13 protein-coding genes are annotated in these 16,429 nt (G+C 66.7%); 3 read left to right on the plus strand and 10 right to left on the minus strand.

Annotated elements, in window-relative coordinates; translation table 11 throughout:
- Positions 1-11: 11 nt before the first annotated feature.
- The 10 genes from BAU06_RS07490 to BAU06_RS07535 all read right to left on the minus strand — a co-directional run bounded on the left by BAU06_RS07490 (position 12) and on the right by BAU06_RS07535 (position 11,262).
- Positions 12-902 carry a glycosyltransferase family 2 protein gene (locus tag BAU06_RS07490; protein WP_066346468.1) on the minus strand — a complete coding sequence of 297 codons (891 nt, stop codon included), beginning with the start codon at positions 900-902 and terminating at the stop codon, positions 12-14.
- The gene (locus BAU06_RS07495; RefSeq protein WP_066346471.1) at positions 899-2,053 is read right to left on the minus strand and encodes a glycosyltransferase; all 1,155 of its coding nucleotides are present in this window, start codon (positions 2,051-2,053) and stop codon (positions 899-901) included. The genes BAU06_RS07490 and BAU06_RS07495 overlap by 4 nt, the downstream gene beginning before the upstream one ends.
- Complete coding sequence (locus BAU06_RS07500; RefSeq protein ID WP_066346476.1) at positions 2,046-3,404, minus strand: O-antigen ligase family protein; 1,359 nt, start codon at positions 3,402-3,404, stop codon at positions 2,046-2,048. Before BAU06_RS07500 ends, BAU06_RS07495 begins: the two co-directional genes overlap by 8 nt.
- Before the next feature lie 9 nt (positions 3,405-3,413).
- A complete protein-coding gene (locus BAU06_RS07505) occupies positions 3,414-4,304 on the minus strand; it encodes a glycosyltransferase family 2 protein (RefSeq protein WP_231934012.1) in 891 nt (296 codons plus the stop codon).
- A gap of 40 nt (positions 4,305-4,344) precedes the next feature.
- Positions 4,345-5,661, minus strand: coding sequence for a lipopolysaccharide biosynthesis protein (locus BAU06_RS07510; RefSeq protein WP_066346483.1), 1,317 nt, complete (start codon positions 5,659-5,661; stop codon positions 4,345-4,347).
- 67 nt (positions 5,662-5,728) lie between these two features.
- The gene (fcl, locus tag BAU06_RS07515) at positions 5,729-6,682 is read right to left on the minus strand and encodes a GDP-L-fucose synthase (RefSeq protein WP_066346484.1); all 954 of its coding nucleotides are present in this window, start codon (positions 6,680-6,682) and stop codon (positions 5,729-5,731) included.
- Between the two features lie 4 nt (positions 6,683-6,686).
- A complete protein-coding gene (gene gmd / locus BAU06_RS07520; RefSeq protein ID WP_066346488.1) occupies positions 6,687-7,799 on the minus strand; it encodes a GDP-mannose 4,6-dehydratase in 1,113 nt (370 codons plus the stop codon).
- A 139-nt stretch (positions 7,800-7,938) separates the two neighbouring features.
- Positions 7,939-9,363, minus strand: a complete 1,425-nt coding sequence (locus BAU06_RS07525; protein ID WP_066346490.1) for a mannose-1-phosphate guanylyltransferase/mannose-6-phosphate isomerase — start codon at positions 9,361-9,363, stop codon at positions 7,939-7,941.
- A complete protein-coding gene (locus BAU06_RS07530; protein WP_082993564.1) occupies positions 9,360-9,863 on the minus strand; it encodes a GDP-mannose mannosyl hydrolase in 504 nt (167 codons plus the stop codon). Before BAU06_RS07530 ends, BAU06_RS07525 begins: the two co-directional genes overlap by 4 nt.
- Positions 9,853-11,262, minus strand: coding sequence for an undecaprenyl-phosphate glucose phosphotransferase (locus BAU06_RS07535; protein WP_066346491.1), 1,410 nt, complete (start codon positions 11,260-11,262; stop codon positions 9,853-9,855). The genes BAU06_RS07530 and BAU06_RS07535 overlap by 11 nt, the downstream gene beginning before the upstream one ends.
- A 240-nt stretch (positions 11,263-11,502) precedes the next feature.
- Between BAU06_RS07535 and BAU06_RS07540 the strand changes: the two genes are divergently transcribed.
- The 3 genes from BAU06_RS07540 to BAU06_RS07550 all read left to right on the plus strand — a co-directional run bounded on the left by BAU06_RS07540 (position 11,503) and on the right by BAU06_RS07550 (position 16,414).
- Positions 11,503-12,642 (plus strand): polysaccharide biosynthesis/export family protein, encoded by a 1,140-nt coding sequence (locus BAU06_RS07540; protein WP_066346494.1) that lies wholly within the window; start codon positions 11,503-11,505, stop codon positions 12,640-12,642.
- A gap of 94 nt (positions 12,643-12,736) precedes the next feature.
- The gene (locus BAU06_RS07545; protein ID WP_066346496.1) at positions 12,737-14,995 is read left to right on the plus strand and encodes a polysaccharide biosynthesis tyrosine autokinase; all 2,259 of its coding nucleotides are present in this window, start codon (positions 12,737-12,739) and stop codon (positions 14,993-14,995) included.
- 15 nt (positions 14,996-15,010) lie between these two features.
- Entirely contained in the window at positions 15,011-16,414 is a 1,404-nt protein-coding gene (locus BAU06_RS07550; RefSeq protein WP_066346498.1) for a phosphomannomutase/phosphoglucomutase, read from the plus strand.
- Positions 16,415-16,429: the final 15 nt, after the last annotated feature.

The raw sequence follows: 16,429 nt of genomic DNA on the forward strand, positions 1-16,429 counted from the left end.
GCTCCTTCTGGTCAGTGTGTGCCGCCGCGGACGGCATCCACGCCCGTGGCGGCAGGGGCGGCAGCGGCCATCGCGGCGCGGAGTTCGCGCGATTTTATGCCGATCTGCCAGTAGTACATGGAACGGGCCACCGCGTAGTCCAGGCCGGTCTTGCCGTCCAGGAACCCCAGGCGCAGGATGTAGCAATGCACGAAGGCGGCGGGGGCCTTGAAGGGCATGGCCGCGAAGATCCGTTTCATCATGGAGCGCAGTCCGATGTTGGCTTCGCGCGGGTCGTTCAGCAGCCCCTTGACCCGTAGATTGGCTTCCCAATCCGAATACTTGTTGTGCTTGTCGAAATAGTGATACAGGCCGTCGTGGTCGTGATGCGCCATGCGGTGCTTGAGCAGGAACACCGGGCCGTCGACCTGCGGCTGGTAATGCCCTTCGACTTCCCACATATTGGCCACGTCCAGGTCGTTGTAGTCCAGGAAGCGCGACCGTGAGCGCGGCAGCAGGACCAGCTTGTACACGCGGTGGCCGTGGTTCAGCTGCTTGCCGCAGAACACATAGTTGAAGCCGACGAAGGCGCCGCCGGCGCCCTGGGCGAATCGCGGCAGGCAGTCGTTGATTTCCCGCGCCAGCTCGGGCGTCATCACTTCGTCGGCATCGACGTACAGCACGACTTCGTGCGAGAAGGGCAGGTTGTCCAGGCACCACTGCTTTTTCTTGGGATAGCGCCGGTTCCATTGGAATTGCACGACGCGTGCCCCCAGGCTGGTGGCGATCTCCACGGTGCGGTCGGTGCTATGGGAGTCGACGACGAACACTTCGTCGAAGTCCGAGAGCGCCCGCAGGCATTTGTCGATGTTCCGTTCCTCGTTCTTGGTCATCACGATGACGGATACCGGTACGCGGCTCATGTGCGTGCTCCTACGCGGTCTAGCGCCTGTTTGCGCAGCAAGGGTTGGAAGAGGTCGGCCACATTGCGGCAATGGCGTTCCAGCGAGAAGTCCGCGGCCCGCTGGGGGCCGAGGTCCGAGAGATGCTGGCGGCGCGAGCTGTCGCGGGCCAGCGCGCGCACGGCGCTGGCCACGGCGGCCGCGTCGCCGACGGGAACGAGCTCGCCGAATTTGCCGTCCTCCAGGATCTCCGCCGGGCCGGACGGGCAATCGGTGGCCACGACCGGCACGCCCAGGCACAGGGCTTCCACCAGCACGATGCCGAAGCTTTCGCGCTCCGAGACCGACAGGAAGATATCGGCGCCGGCCAGCATGGGGAAGGGGTTGTCCACGTGTCCGACCAGGCGCACGGGGCTGCCCGGCAGGCGTTCGGCGATCTGGGCCTCGAAGTCGGCGCGCTGCGGCCCTTCCCCGACGATGGTAAAGGCGATGCCGGGGTCGTTCAGCAGGCAGGCCGCGTCGATCAGCGTCTGGAAGCCCTTGTTGCTGACCAGCCGGCCCACCGAAACGACGTGCACGCGGCCGTCGCGCGGCAGGGTCTGGCCCTCCGCCCGGGCCTGCGCGCGCACGTCGTCCAGCGGGATGCCGTTGTAGATGTGCCGGCATTTGTCCTTGAGGGACGGCACCATGTCGACCAGGTCGCGGACCACGCCGCGCGAGACGCCCACCACGTCGTCGTGGGCGCCGTAGCACAGCCGCAGCAGCGTGCGCTTCAGCCGCCCCAGGCTGGTCGAGCGATAGTGCGCGGACGGGCTGTTGTGCTCGAAGGCGACGGTGCGGAAGGTGCCGGGCATCAGGGTGCGCGCCGCGGCCACCAGGATGTTGCAGATCAGGCCGTGGGAACAGACCACGGCCGGTTGCTGGCGGCGGATGGTGGCCATCAGCTTGAACAGGCTCCAGGGCGAGGAAAGCTGCATGGCGCGATTGCTGAGCTTGCGCGCGATGCCGCGCGTGACGGTGGCCTTGCTGGGCGTGAACTCATGCTCGATCTCCCGCATGCAGAACAGCGAGGTGCTGAGCCCATGCCGGGGCAGCTCTTCCAGCATGAAGTACACGCATCGGCCCACGCCACCGCGATGCAGATCGGGAACAACGAATAGGATATCAACCATGATGCGGCAACCTCGGGATGGCGGTTCGTCCGGGTGTTTGCCCGGGAAGGATCGGACGCGGGTCGCGATGGGGCGGCCACGCGGGCGCAACGGGCCGTACCGGCGCCACGGGCCGGACGGCGCTCGCCTCGTAGGGCGAGATCGGCGGACGGTAGTTGCGCAACAGGGATAGGCAGTAGGTCAACAGGAAACCGGTCAGGGCGGTTTTGGGCGCGTAGGCCAGGCCGCCGGACATGGAATCGATCAGGATATAGACGGGCATGCAGGCGATCAGGTAGCGGCGATGCATGTCCAGCCCGGCGTTGCCGTTGCGCCGCCCCAGGGCCAGCAGCATCAGCAGCAGGGGCGGGCCCATGATGGCGATGGTGCCGACCAGGCCGAACTTCATCAGGTAGAACGCCCAGGAGTTATGCGCGAAGGTGCCCAGTTCGAAGCCTTCTTCCCCCATGACCCAGTAGCGGTAGCCGGCGCCATGGCCGAAAAAGGGCTTCTCCCGGAACTGCCCCATCTGGCCTTCGTATTCCTGCACGCGCGCGCCATAGCTGGAATCGTCGTCCAGCGACTCCACGGTCAGTATCCGGTCGGCCAGCACATCCAGGTAGCCGATCACGTAGAACACCAGCAGGCCGGCGACGATCGCCGGCGCGAAGATGACCGTGGCCCGGCGCAGCGCCCCCACTTTGCCGCCCAGCAGGACCGCGATGCTTACCGTGATCCCCAGCTGCAGGTACTGGCTGCGATTCAGCGAGAACACCAGCGCGACGAACATGAACATGATCATCAGGTAGGCCGTGCGGGACTTGAGCCCCAGGACTTCGCGGAAATACAGGATGGACGTTATGGACATGGGCAGCGCCCAGATGCCCAGGTTGACATCCCGCACCGGGTCCACGGTGCTGAAGCCGATGGCGACCTTGACGATCATCTGGATCGATACGGCCAGGCCCGACGCGACGATGGCCCATTGCAGCTTGCGGTAGGCGTCCGGGCCGTCGATGTCCTTGTAGCAAAGGTAGGGCGTGATCAGGAAGTACACGACGATGCGCATGTCGCGCGCCATATCGCCGACTTCTATGCCCGGAGGCGGCGGGGCCATATAGATCAGGTAGCACCAGGCCAGCAGGTTCAGTCCCATCAGCACGGTGATGCGCGCCGGCGGCAGGCGGTAGGCCTCCGGATCGGCCAGCCGCAGGAATTTCACGGCGAGGATGGCGACGAAAAGCAGGTCGAAGCCCGACAGCTTGAAGCCGCCCACCGCGATGACCAGCGCTTCGTTGCTCAGCGCCAGGGCCGAGAACACGAAGGCGCACAGCAGCGGGACGGTCGAATAATGCCTTTGGACGTGGCGCATGGCGGCTCCCTAGTGGGCGTTCCAGTCGTCGCGGCCGACCACTTTGTGCAGCAGCTTGTCGAACAGGTAATCCAGGTCGCCCTGCCGCGCATGCGCCGCCACCTTGGCCGCCCGGCAGGACAGGCCGAAAAGCGGTCCCATGCCCGTTTCGGTGGCGCGGATGTTGCCGACGATCTGGTCGCGCTCGCGCTCCAGCACGTCCTGCAGCAGCGCCGTCTTGGTTTCTTCATGCGCGGTATAGACGCCCATGGCCGAAGGCACGATCAGGTTGGGGCCGTCTTGAAGCAGCCGGCTCCAGAGCTCCAGGTCCATGCAATAGCGCATTTCTTCCTTCAGCAGGCCATGGCGCTCCAGGCTGTCGCGGCGGAACAGCGCCACCTGGTTGGGAATGGAGGCGCGCACCACCGTCAGCTTGGCCCGCGTGAGCGGGATGTAATAGACCTGCCGGAAGATGCGGTTGTCGGCATCGGCGATGTACAGGTGGCCGTTGACGATGGGCGGCCGGCGCTTGGCCGCGGCGCGGCCCAGCTTGACCAGCGCGCCCGGGCAATACAGGTCGTCGGAGTTCTGCCAGCCGACATAGTCGCCGGTGGCCATCGCGAACCCCTTGTTGATGGCATGCGACTGGCCGCGATCCGGCTTGCTCTCCCAATAGGCCAGGTGCGATTCGTACTTGCGGATGATGTCCACGCTGCCGTCCGTGGAGCCGCCGTCCATGATGATGTATTCCAGCTTGGGATAGCCTTGGTTCAGGACCGAAAGGATGGTGCGTTCCAGGAAGCGCGCCTGGTTGTACGACGGCGTGACGACCGTCACCGTGGGCAGGCTGTCGCTGTCCGGCGGGGGCGGCGGGATCTGCAGCCGGCTGACGAAGTCGACCAGGCTACGGGTGGATTTCAAATGGCGCTTGCGCATCAAGGACCTCAGCATGGGCGGGAAACTACCGTGTTGCGGTGCGGGCAGGGACGAAAGGCGGCGGGCGGGATTGCCGCAAGGCAAGATATATGCCGTAGAGCGTCGTCAGCGAATAGGCGATGCGGGCCCAGCCGGCGGCGCTTTCGCCCACCGGCGCCACCAGCATGAAAAGCACGCAGACCATGCTGACGCCGGCCAGGCCGTTCAGCACGGCCACGGCCCGGCTATTGCCCATGCCCAGTAGCGAGAAGTGCGCCACGACGTTCAGGGACAAGAGTCCGGCGGCCAGTATCAGCAGGCGGAAGGTGGCCAGGTGGCCGGCGGTATAGGCGTGGCCCAGCATCAGCGACAGGACGGGGCCGCTTGCCGCCAGCGCCACCGCCGTGCCCAGCACCGACAGCGTCAGGTTGACGGCCATCAGGCGGCGCACCTCGCGGGATACCGCGCGCTCGCCGTCGGCGCCCGCCGCCAGGTGGCTGACCCGCGGCATGGTTTTCTGGAATACCGCCACCGACGCGGTGTGGATCATCTGGCCGATCTGCGCGCCGACGGTGTAGATCGCGAGGGTGGCGGGGCCCAGCAGCGAGCCCACCAGGATGCGGTCCACCGATCCGAAGGCCACGGCGCTCAGGCTATTCAGCCAGGACCAGCGCGAGAAGCGGAAGGCCGCGCCCATGGCGGTGCGGTCCAGCAGTGGCCGCACGACGTAATGGCCGTCGCGGCGGGCGAAGACGTGCATCTTGATCAGCCCGGTGGCCAGCAGCCCGCCGGCCTGGGTCAGGCTGGCCAGTGTGGGGGAATGCGTCAGCATGGCCACGGTGCATGTAGCGCCGTAGGCCGTGAAACGGCCGCCCACCTCGCACAGCGCGGTCGTCGCGAAGGCCTCGCGCCCCTTCAGGCAGCCGGTGAACAACTGGTCGAATTGCTGGCTCAGGTAGACCACCATCGCCGGCAGGGCCAGCGTCGAAACCGGTATGCCGCCGAAGGTGGCGTCGGGCCATAGCCAGGACACGCCGCCCCAGGCGGCCAGCGCCAGGGCCATGACGAACGCCAGCGCGCAGCCGACCAGGGCGAAACTGACCCCGGCGCCCCGCATGGCGCCGCCGGCCTCGTGCAGCCGTTCGGATACGAGTTTGGTGCCGGTGACGGCCGCGCCCAGGTTGGCGACGTTGCCGAATCCGGCCAGCGCCATGATCATGGCGAACTGGCCGAAGCCCACCGTGCCCAGCTGGCGCAGCAGGATGGGCGTGGCCGCCAGGGCGATCAGTGGCCCCAGACCGTATTCCATCAAGCCCCAGAACGAGGCATTGCCGGCGATGTACTTCCTGACGAGCGCACGCATGAGCGCGATTCCCCCCTGTCGATGGCGCGTATCCCTTACCCGGGCCAGCCCCTGGCGTTAACAGGCCCTAGGCCATGGGCAGCGCCTGCCGCGCGGCATGGCGTACATAGTCGTGGTAGGTGGATTCGATCCCCTGGCGCAGGCCCATCTCCGCGCGCCAGCCCAGCGCGTGGATGCGGCTGACGTCCAGCAGCTTGCGCGGCGTGCCGTCCGGCTTGCTGGCGTCGTACACCAGATCGCCCTGGTAGCCCACCACCTGGGCCACCATGGCGGCCAGTTCCGCGATGGAGACATCGTTGCCCACGCCGATGTTGTAGACGCCTTCCGCCCGGTCGGACTCGGCCAGCATGACGCAGGCGCGGGCCAGGTCGTCCACGTGCAGGAACTCGCGCCGGGGCTTGCCGGTTCCCCAGATCGGCACCGAGGGCGCGCCCTGTTCGCGCGCCTCGTGGAACTTGCGGATCAGGGCGGGCAGCACGTGGCTGTTTTCCAGGTCGTAGTTGTCGTTGGGGCCGTACAGGTTCGTCGGCATGGCGCACAGGTAGCGCGCGCCGTACTGGCGGTTGTAGGCCTCGCACAGTTTCAGGCCGGCGATCTTGGCGATGGCGTAGGGCTCGTTGGTCGGCTCCAGGGGGCCGGTCAGCAGGGCGTCCTCGCGCATCGGCTGCGGGGCCAGCTTGGGGTAGATGCAGGACGATCCCAGGAACAGCAGGCGCCGCACGCCGGCGGAATGGGCCGCGCGGATGACATTGCATTCCATCATCAGGTTGCGGTACAGGAAGTCCACCGGATAGTTCTGGTTGGCCAGGATGCCGCCTACTTTGGCGGCGGCCAGGTAGACCGTGTCCACCCGCTGGGTGCAGAAGAAACGGTTCACCTGGTTCTGGTTTTCCAGGTCCAGTTCGGTGTGGGTCCGCGTGACGATGTTGCGGTAGCCGCGCCGGCGCAGCTCGCGCTCGATGGCCGAACCGACCATGCCGCGATGGCCGGCGATGTAGACGTGCTGATCCAGGTCCGCCATGGCGCTACTCCTTGTAGGCGTACACTTCGTAGCCGTTCTGCTCGACCAGCGCATCGCGCTGGGCTTCCTTCAGATCGCTGGCGATCATTTCCTTGACCAGGCCGTCGAAGGTGGTGCGCGGCGTCCAGCCCAGCTTTTCGCGGGCCTTGGTGGGGTCGCCCAGCAGGGTGTCGACCTCCGTCGGGCGGAAATAGCGCGGGTCCACGCGCACGATCACCTGGCCGGGCTTGACCGCCTCGTAGGCCGGGCTCAGCAGGACGGTGGCGGTCTCGTTGACGCCTTCGCCTTCCCAGGCCAGCAGCAGGCCCAGTTCGCGCGCGGCGACGTTGATGAAGTCGCGCACGCTGTACTGCATGCCGGTGGCGATGACGAAATCCTCGGGCTTGTCCTGCTGCAGCATCAGCCACTGCATTTCCACATAGTCCCGCGCATGTCCCCAGTCGCGCAGGGCCGACAGGTTGCCCAGGTACAGGCAGTCCTCCAGGCCCAGCGCGATGCGCGCCAGCGCGCGGGTGATCTTGCGGGTGACGAAGGTCTCGCCACGGCGCGGCGATTCGTGGTTGAACAGGATCCCGTTGCAGGCGTACATGCCGTAGGCCTCGCGATAGTTGACGCAGATCCAGTAGGCATACAGCTTGGCCACCGCGTAGGGGCTGCGCGGATAGAAGGGCGTGGTCTCGCGCTGCGGCACTTCCTGCACCAGGCCGTAGAGTTCGGAGGTCGACGCCTGGTACAGGCGGGTGCGGTCCTCCATCTTCAGGATGCGCATGGCTTCCAGCAGGCGCAGCGCGCCCAGGCCGTCGGCGTTGGCGGTGTACTCCGGTTCCTCGAACGAAACGCCGACGTGGCTCTGCGCGGCCAGGTTGTAGATCTCATCCGGCTGCACCGCCTGCACGATGCGGATCAGGCTGCAGGCGTCCGTCATGTCGCCATGGTGCAGTACGAAGTTGCGCGGGCTGGTATGGGGATCCTGGTACAGGTGGTCGATGCGGGCGGTATTGAACAACGAGGCGCGGCGCTTGATGCCGTGCACCTCATAGCCTTTGTCCAGGAGGAATTCGGCGAGATAGGCGCCGTCCTGGCCGGTGATTCCCGTAATCAGTGCCCGTTTTGGCATGGCTGTGTCCTTAAGGCTGAGAGGTCCAAGAAGATTACTGAGGCCGCGGTAGCCGGGGTATCGGCCTTAAGGTGTAAGGCGCGGCGGCGCGGCCGGTGGAGCCGGCGCCCCGCCGCGTCGGGCAGGGGCGCCGGCGGGGTCATACCCGTCCGTACATGTCTTCGAAACGCACGATGTCGTCCTCGCCCAGGTAGGCGCCGGACTGGACTTCGATGAGCTCCAGCGGGATCTTGCCGGGGTTTTCCAGGCAATGGACCTCGCCCAGCGGGATGTAGGTGGACTGGTTCTCGGTAAGCAGGAACGTGCGGTCGCCGTTGTGGATGCGCGCGGTGCCCGACACCACCACCCAATGTTCCGCGCGATGATGATGCATTTGCGACGACAGGCGGGCGCCCGGCTTCACGGTGATGCGCTTGATCTGGTAGCGCGGGCCCTGGCCGATGGAATCGTAGGAGCCCCAGGGGCGCCGGACTTCGCGATGGTGCGTCATCTCGCAGCGATGCTGGGCGCGGAAGGTCTCCACCACGCGCTTGACGTCCTGGGTGTGGTCCTTGTGCACCACCAGCACGGCGTCCGCGGTTTCGATGACGACGATGTTGTCCAGGCCTATCGTGGCCACCAGGCGGTTGGTGGCATGGACCAGGCAATTGCGCGAATCCTCGATCAGCACATCGCCCGCGGTGGAGTTGCCGTCCGGGCACTTGGTGGCGATGTCCCATACCGCGTCCCAGGCGCCGACGTCGCTCCAGCCCGCGTCCAGCGGCACGGCGACCGCGCTGTCGGTGCGTTCCATGACCGCGTAGTCGATGGAATCGCTGGGGCAGGCGGCAAAGGCGGCGGCGTCCAGGCGGAAGGCCGCGTCGTCGCCCGCGCCGGCCCGTACCGCCGCCTGTACGGCGGCCAGCATGTCCGGCGCCAGCCGCTGCAATTCGTGGATGAAGACCGAGGCGCGGAAGGCGAACATGCCGCTGTTCCAGTAGTAGCCGCCGTCGCGCAGGAATTGCGCCGCCCGTTCCGCATCGGGCTTTTCGACGAAGGCCTGCACGCGGCGCCAGGCGCCGTCCGAGGCCTCGGTCCGCAGATAGCCATAGCCCGTCAGCGGCGCCGTGGGGCGTACGCCGAACGTCACCAGGGCGCCCTGGCAGGCGGCCTGGTACGCGGCGCGGAAGGCCTCGCGCAGCGCCTCGCCTTCCTCCATGACGTGGTCCGAAGGCACCACCAGCATGACGGGATCCTCGCCGTCGCGCATGGCGCGCAGCGCGGCCGCGGCGATGGCGGGCGCGGTATTGCGCGCGCAGGGCTCCAGCAGCAGCTCGGCCTGGATGCCCTCCAGTTCCTGCAGCTGCTCGGCCGCGATGAAGCGGTGCGCATCGTTGCACACCAGCAGCGGGCGGCGGGCGTCGGCGTTATTGGCCAGGCGCATCACGGTGTTCTGCAGCAGGCTGCGTTCCCCGGTCAGGCGGATGAACTGCTTGGGCAGCAGCTCGCGCGAAAGCGGCCACAGGCGCGAACCGGATCCGCCGCAAAGAATGACGGGGCGAAACTCGGGATAGGGTCCAGTCATGGATGTTGCTCCGTGAAATAGGCCTTCGTATAGGGATGGACGTCCGCGTCGGCCGCGGCATCCTGGGGGGTGTCCCAGCGGTAGCCCAGGTGCTGGGCGGCGGGCAGCGCCGCGGCCAGCGGGCCGGGCGGCAATTGCGTCCGGTATGCGAGCACTACGTAGTGCGTGGTCATGCCGGCCTCGCCGGCGAAGTTGATGTCGTAGAAGTGTTCGTAGACGCCATGCAGCCGCCAGTCCGCCGGCGGCAGCGCCATGCCCAGTTCTTCCCGCGCCAGGCGTTGCAGCGCACCGGCCAGCGCCTCGCCCTTGCGTATGCGACCGCCCGGCACGAACCAGCGGCCCTGCGCCGGCGGATTGCCGCGCAGGCCCAGCAGGTAGCGTCCGCGGTGGTCGCGCACCAGCAGATCGATGGAGACCAGCGGCAGCATGTCCACCGCGGCACGGAAGCGTTCGGGGCTGAGCCGGCCCGCGGCGGATGGCAATGCCCCTTCAATAGACATTTTTCCCGGTCCAGCCCGACACGGCGGTCTTGGCGATGATGCGCAGGTCCATCAGGAAGGTCCAGTTCTGGATGTAGTACAGATCGAACTCCACGCGGTCGCGCATTTTGTGGACGGTATCGGTCTGGCCGCGGAAGCCGTTCACCTGGGCCCAGCCCGTGATGCCCGGCTTGACGCGATGGCGCATCATGTAGCGGGCCACCACATCCTTGTATTGCTCGTTGTGTTCGAGCGCGTGCGGACGCGGTCCGACCACGGACATCTCGCCGCGCAGCACATTGATGAACTGCGGCAGCTCGTCCAGGCTGGTCCGCCGCAGGAAGGCGCCGATCGATGTCACGCGCGCGTCGTTGCGCGTGGCCTGCGTCACCGTGCCATGCTGCTCGCGATGCACCGTCATGCTGCGGAACTTGTAGACGCGGAACACCTTGCCGTCCACGCCCAGGCGCGCCTGGGTGAACAGCACGGGCCCGCGCGAAGTCAGCTTGATCAACAGGGCGATGGTCAGGAGCAGCGGCGACAGGCCAAGCAGCACGCAGAAGGCGAAGACGCGATCGAATACCTCCTTGGCCATGCCGCGTATGCCCGCCGCGGGCAGGCTGTTCAGTTCGATCGCCGGCACGCCCAGGAATTCGTCGACGCGATGGCCCAGCAGCCGCACGGACATCACATCCGGAATCCAGCGCACGTCGATGGGGTCGTGGCGCAGGTGATAGATGGCCTCGCGCACCAGCTGGCTGGATTCCACCGGCAGGGCGATCCAGACCTCCCGCACCTCGTGCTCGCGGATGAAGGGCGACAGCTCGCTCAGCGATGTCAGGTGGTGCGCCTTGGCGGGCAGATGTTCCTTGGTGTTGACGTAGATGCCCGCGATCTCGTAGCCGCTGCTGCGCGCCATGGCCGCGCGCCGCCACAGATCATGGCCCAGCGTGCCGAAGCCGATCATCACGACGCGCTTGCGGTCCAGCCCGCGGTCGCGCGCCTCGCGCAGGATGCCGTGCACGACCAGCCGCAGGCCCACCAGGCCCGCCGCGGTGCCGCCGTACCACACCAGCGCCCACAAGCGCGATATCGCGCCCACCTGGTGATTGAGGAAGCTGATAAGAATGCCCAGCGCGAACACCGCCGTCCACGCGGCGAAACTGCGCACGGACAGGTCGAACAGGCTGCGGCCGCGCCATGACGTGTACAGGCGGAAGGCCGGGAACAGCGCGATCGTGCCGAAGCTGCATAGATAAACCAGCATCGCGTGGATGGGCGCGACTTCCGGTCCTTGCCGCGCGTCCAGCCATGTGGTCGCGGCCAATCCCACCGCGGCGACGACCGCGGCATCGGTTAATCGAAACAGCAGGCTGGTATCGGCCAGCCTGCCGGATGCGTACACCGACGAAGTGTCCATGACGAGCTCCAAGGCGATTCCTCGGCGCGGCCGGCAGGCTGCGCGGCGCCGCAGTATGGCGACCGAAAAATCATAGGGAGCCCTCATGCAGGTCGAAACGTCCAAAGGGCTTATGCGAGGTATTAGGCCATCAGCCCAATGTGCGGCACCGCGGAAATCGCGTGGAATGTCGCAACCCGTTACGCGGCCGTAGTACCGCGAAACAGTAGGCCCTGACAGGTCATCAACCGTGGAAAGCCAATGAACACGACACTACGCACGCTGTGCCGGGGCGCCCTTATGGTGGCGCTCGTTTCGTTATTGGGCGCTTGCGCGTTCGCGCCGGGCATGCGGTACAAGCCCGACTTTCTGGTCGATCCCAACGATCCGAATTCGAAGGTGCAAGTCACCGCCATAACGCCGCGGGTCGCGATGGAACAGACCAAGGCGAACGAACAGCCGGTGGGCGATAACGTTCGTAAACTTCTCGGCACGCCGTCGCCGTATGTCATCGGCCCGGGCGACATCCTTTCGATTGTGGTCTGGGACCACCCCGAACTAGTGCTTCCGACGCAAACCTACAGTATCGGTACGGGGCCGACCGAACTCACCTTTGGCGATACGGGTGCAGGTATTCCGGGCTATCCGGTGTCCTCGGATGGCTACATTCAGTTCCCCTATGTCGGTCTTGTGAAGGTAGCCGGGTTGACGGAGGCCCAGGTCCGCAGCAGCTTGATACGCGGCTCGGCCAACTATATTCAGGATCCTCAAATCACGGTGCGCGTGCTAGGTTATCGCAGCAAACGCGTATTCGTTGAAGGCGAGGTGAAGACGCCGGGACCGCTGCCCATCACTGATGTGCCCATGACCCTGCCGCAGGCGATCAACACGGCGGGCGGCGTGCTGCCCACCGCGGATCGCAGCCGTGTCTATGTGACCCGAAACGGGCAGACGACGCGTGTGGATTTGCCGGCGCTGCAGCAGGCGGGCATCGATCCGACGTCCATCCTGCTGCACTCCAACGATATCGTCCGCGTCGTGCCGCGCGACGAGAACAAGGTGTATGTGATGGGAGAAGTGACGCAGCCGCTGGCGCTGACGATGCGCGACGGTGTGCTGTCGCTGGGCGACGCCTTGGGCGAAACCGGCGGCCCCAGCCAGTTGACCAGTGAACCGGCGGACATCTATGTGGTCCGCTCCATGCCGAACGCCACACCGGAGGTATTCAGACTGGACAGCGCATCACCGCAAGCCATGGCGGTTGCCCAGAAATTCCCGTTGCAGTCCAAGGACGTGGTGTTTGTCGACGCGGGCAACCTGGTGCGGTGGAATCGCTTTATTTCGCTCTTGTTCCCCAGCGCGCAGACCGTCCAGACCGTGGACGCCGTGCGCCGCGACTAACCCCCTCCGCACGCGGCCCGCATGGTGTTGCGATGCGGGCCGCCGCGTGCCGGTCAGGGCCGGCGCGTTGTTTCTTCCTACTAGCGAGTCGACAATGAAGCAGCCTCCTCTCCAGCTGGAATACGCCAATACCGGCGCCGCCACGCCCGACACGCCGATGATGTCGTATGTGGATGTATTGCTGGCGAACCGTTTCATGATCATCGTCGTGACCGTGCTCGCCACACTGATCGGCGTCGCGTACTACATGGTCAAGCCACCCGTCTACCAATCCGACATCGCGGTACAGGTGGAAGAGGAGTTGCCGACCGGGCAAAGGACGAGCACGCTGAGCGACGTGTCGTCGATCTTCGACATCAAGCAGGCCGCCTCGGGGGAAATGGAGATCCTGCGTTCGCGCATGGTCGTCGGCCACGCCGTGGACTATTACCAGCTCTACGTGCATGCGAGTCCCGACTACTTTCCCGTGATCGGCCGCTGGCTGGCCAAGCGGCACGAGAGCTTTGCCTTGCCGGAAGCGGTCACCAGCGCCATCCCCGGCGGCTGGGCATGGGGCGGCGAGCGCATCCAGGTCAACCGCATCGACGTCCCCGACGACCTGATAGGCAAGAAGCTGCGCGTGGTGGCGCTGGGCGGCGGCGCCTATGAGCTTATCGATCCCGTGCACGACCGCCGCTTCGAGGGCAGGGTGGGCCAGCTGGAGCGCTTCGAAGTGCCGGGCGGCGCGATCGAAGTGCAGATCGACACGCTGCAGGCGCGGCCCGAAACCAACTTCACCATCGTGCGCGATTCGCGCCTGGAGGCCATCGAGTCGCTGCAGGCGCGCATGGGGATTTTCGAGCGCGGCCGCCAATCCAATGTGATAGGCGTCACCCTGCAGGGGCAGGAACCGGTGCTGACCGCGGCCGTGCTGAACGAGATCGGCCAGGAATACGTGCGGCAGAACATCAACCGCAAGACGGCCCAGGCGGAAAAGTCCCTGGCCTTCCTGGATCAGCAACTGCCCGTGCTGAAGAAGCAGCTGGAAGAATCGGAAACGCGCTACAACGCGCTGCGTAATTCGCGCGGCACCATCGACCTGACCGAAGAGGCCAAGCTGGTCCTGGGCCAGTCCGTGGAAACCCAGAACCGCATTTTCGAACTGAAGGCGCGGCGCCAGGAACTCGTGACCCGCTTCGCGTCCTCGCATCCCAGCATCGCCGCCATCGACCGGCAGATCGCCTCGCTGACCGGCGATATGAACAAGCTGAACAGCAAGATCCGCGAGCTGCCCGACCTGGAGCAGGACGTGGTGCGCCTGACCCGCGACGTGAAGGTCAACACCGACCTGTACACGGGCCTGCTGGCCAACGCGCAGCAGCTGCGCATGATACGCGCCGGCAAGGTGGGCAGCGTGCGCGTGGTCGATACCGCCATTCCGGCCGAACGCCCGCTCAGCCCCAAGGCGCCCATTGTGATCGGCGTGGCGGCGCTGGCCGGGCTCATCCTGGGGGTGATCGCCGCCTTCCTGCGCAACGCCTTGTTCGGCGGCCTGACCGACCCCGACGAGATCGAACGCTACACCGGCCTGCCGGTGCTGGCGACCGTGCCCTACAGCGACCTGCAGGACCGCTTGTGGCGGCGCGCCCGGCGCAAGAACGCCCGCATCCCGGCGCTGCTGGCGCAGAGCAACGGCAGTACGCCGCCGATAGAAAGCCTGCGCAGCTTCCGCACGGTACTGCAGGTAGCCATGCGCGATTCGTCCAACAACATCGTGGTGTTCACCGGGCCGCTGGCCGGCGTGGGCAAGTCCTTCCTGTCGGCCAACTTCGCCTTCATCCAGGCGGCGGTGGGCAAGCGGGTACTGCTGATCGACGCCGACTTCCGCCGCGGCACGCTGAACCGCTATTTCGCGACCTCCGCGGAGAACGGCCTGTTCGAGGTCCTGGCGGGCACCGTGCCGCTGGAAGCCGTGACCAAGCGCAATATCATGAACGGCGTGGATTTCATCTCAACGGGACGGGTCACCTTCGATCCCTCCGAATTGCTGGCCTCCGAGGCCTTCGGCGAATGCCTGCATGCGCTGGCGGCCGACTATGACATCGTCATCGTCGACACGGCGCCGGTGCTGTCGTCGTCCGACGCGGCGGTGGTGGGCGCGCATGCCGCGGCCGTCATGGTCGTGGTGCGTTCCGGCATGAACACGGTGGGTGAAATCCGCGAGACCAACAAGCGCCTGCAGCAGGCGGGCGCGCCGGTCGCCGGTGTCGTCTTCAACGGCTTGAAGCTGCAGTCGGAGGGATGGGGCTACCGCTCGAAGTACGGGCCGTACCGCTACTCGCGTGCCTCGTATTACGGCGAGAACCAGCCATAGCGCATTGGAGACGACATGGATTCCCTGGGTGTTCCGGATGCTTCCGGATTCCCGCCGCACGTCTTCCGCGCAGATGAGATACGTGGCCGGGTCGGCCAGGAAATCGATGCCCGCTTCGCGCACGCCCTGGGCGTGGCGGTGGGACGCTACGCGGCTGAACTGGGCCGGCGCGCGGTGGTGGTCGGCAAGGACGCGCGGTTGAGCAGCGTCGCGCTGGGCGCGGCGCTGCAGGCGGGCGTGCGCGAATCCGGCATGGCGGTGATCGACATCGGCATGGCGGCCACGCCCTTGACCTGGTTCGCGGCGCGCCTGACCGAGAGCGGGGCCGCGGTGGCGGTGACCGGCGGCCACGACGACGACGGCTACAACGGCTTCAAGATCATGCTGGACGGCCACACGCTGGGGCAGGCCGCCCTGCACGCCTTGCGCGGCCGCATGCGGTCGCCGCAGCCCGGCGCGGCGCGCCCCGGCGCGCGGGCACAGATCAACGCCGCGCAGTGCTATGTCTCGCGCCTGGTCAGCGATATCCGGCTGGAACGGTCGGTGAAAGTCGCGCTCGACTGCGGCCACGGCGTCGCGGGCAGCCTGGCGCCCGATGCGCTGCGCGAACTGGGTTGCGAAGTCACCGAGTTGTCCTGCGACATGACGGGCAGCTACCCGGCGGATGAGCCGCGGCCCGGGGAAGCCCGCTACGTGGCCGACCTGGCCGCCCGCCTGCGCTACAGCGGCTGCGAGCTGGCGCTTTCGATCGCGGGGGACGGCGACAAGGTCTCGGTGCTGACCCGCTCGGGCGCGCGTATCTGCGCGGACCGCCTGCTCATCCTGTTCGCCCGCGACATACTGGGGTCGGGCCGCCGTGGCGCGGTGGTGCACGACATCAAGAGCAGCCGCAATCTGGCACGCGAGATCCAGGCGCTGGGCGGCACGTCCGTGGTCAGCCGTGGCGGCGATGCGCAGATCGCCGACAAGATGCGCGAGACCGGCGCGCTGCTGGGCGGCGAGACCGGCGGCGGCATCCGCTTCAAGGACCGCTGGCACGGCGATAGCGACGGCCTGTACGCCGCGGCCCGCTTGCTGGAGCTGCTGTCGCGCCATCGCGATGCGTCGCAGGCGCTGGATGCGCTGCCGCAGTCCTGCGCCACGCCGGAGCTCCGGCTGGACACCGCCGAAGGCGAGCAGTACCGGCTGGTCGAGGCGCTGCGCGCCAGCGGCCGCTTCCTGGGCGCGCGCGAGATCATTCACCTGGACGGCGTGCGCGTCGAATACGACGACGGCTTCGGCCTGGCGCGGCCCGCGGCCGCGCAACCGGCGGTGATGCTGCGCTTCGAGGGCGACAACGGCATGGCACTGTCGCGCATCCAGGAAGACTTCCGCCGCCAGCTGCTTAGCGTGGCACCAGGATTGCGACTGCCTTTTTAATCAGTTGTCCCACGG

Origin of the sequence: Bordetella bronchialis, from assembly GCF_001676705.1 — a bacterium.
Taxonomy (GTDB): domain Bacteria; phylum Pseudomonadota; class Gammaproteobacteria; order Burkholderiales; family Burkholderiaceae_B; genus Bordetella_C; species Bordetella_C bronchialis.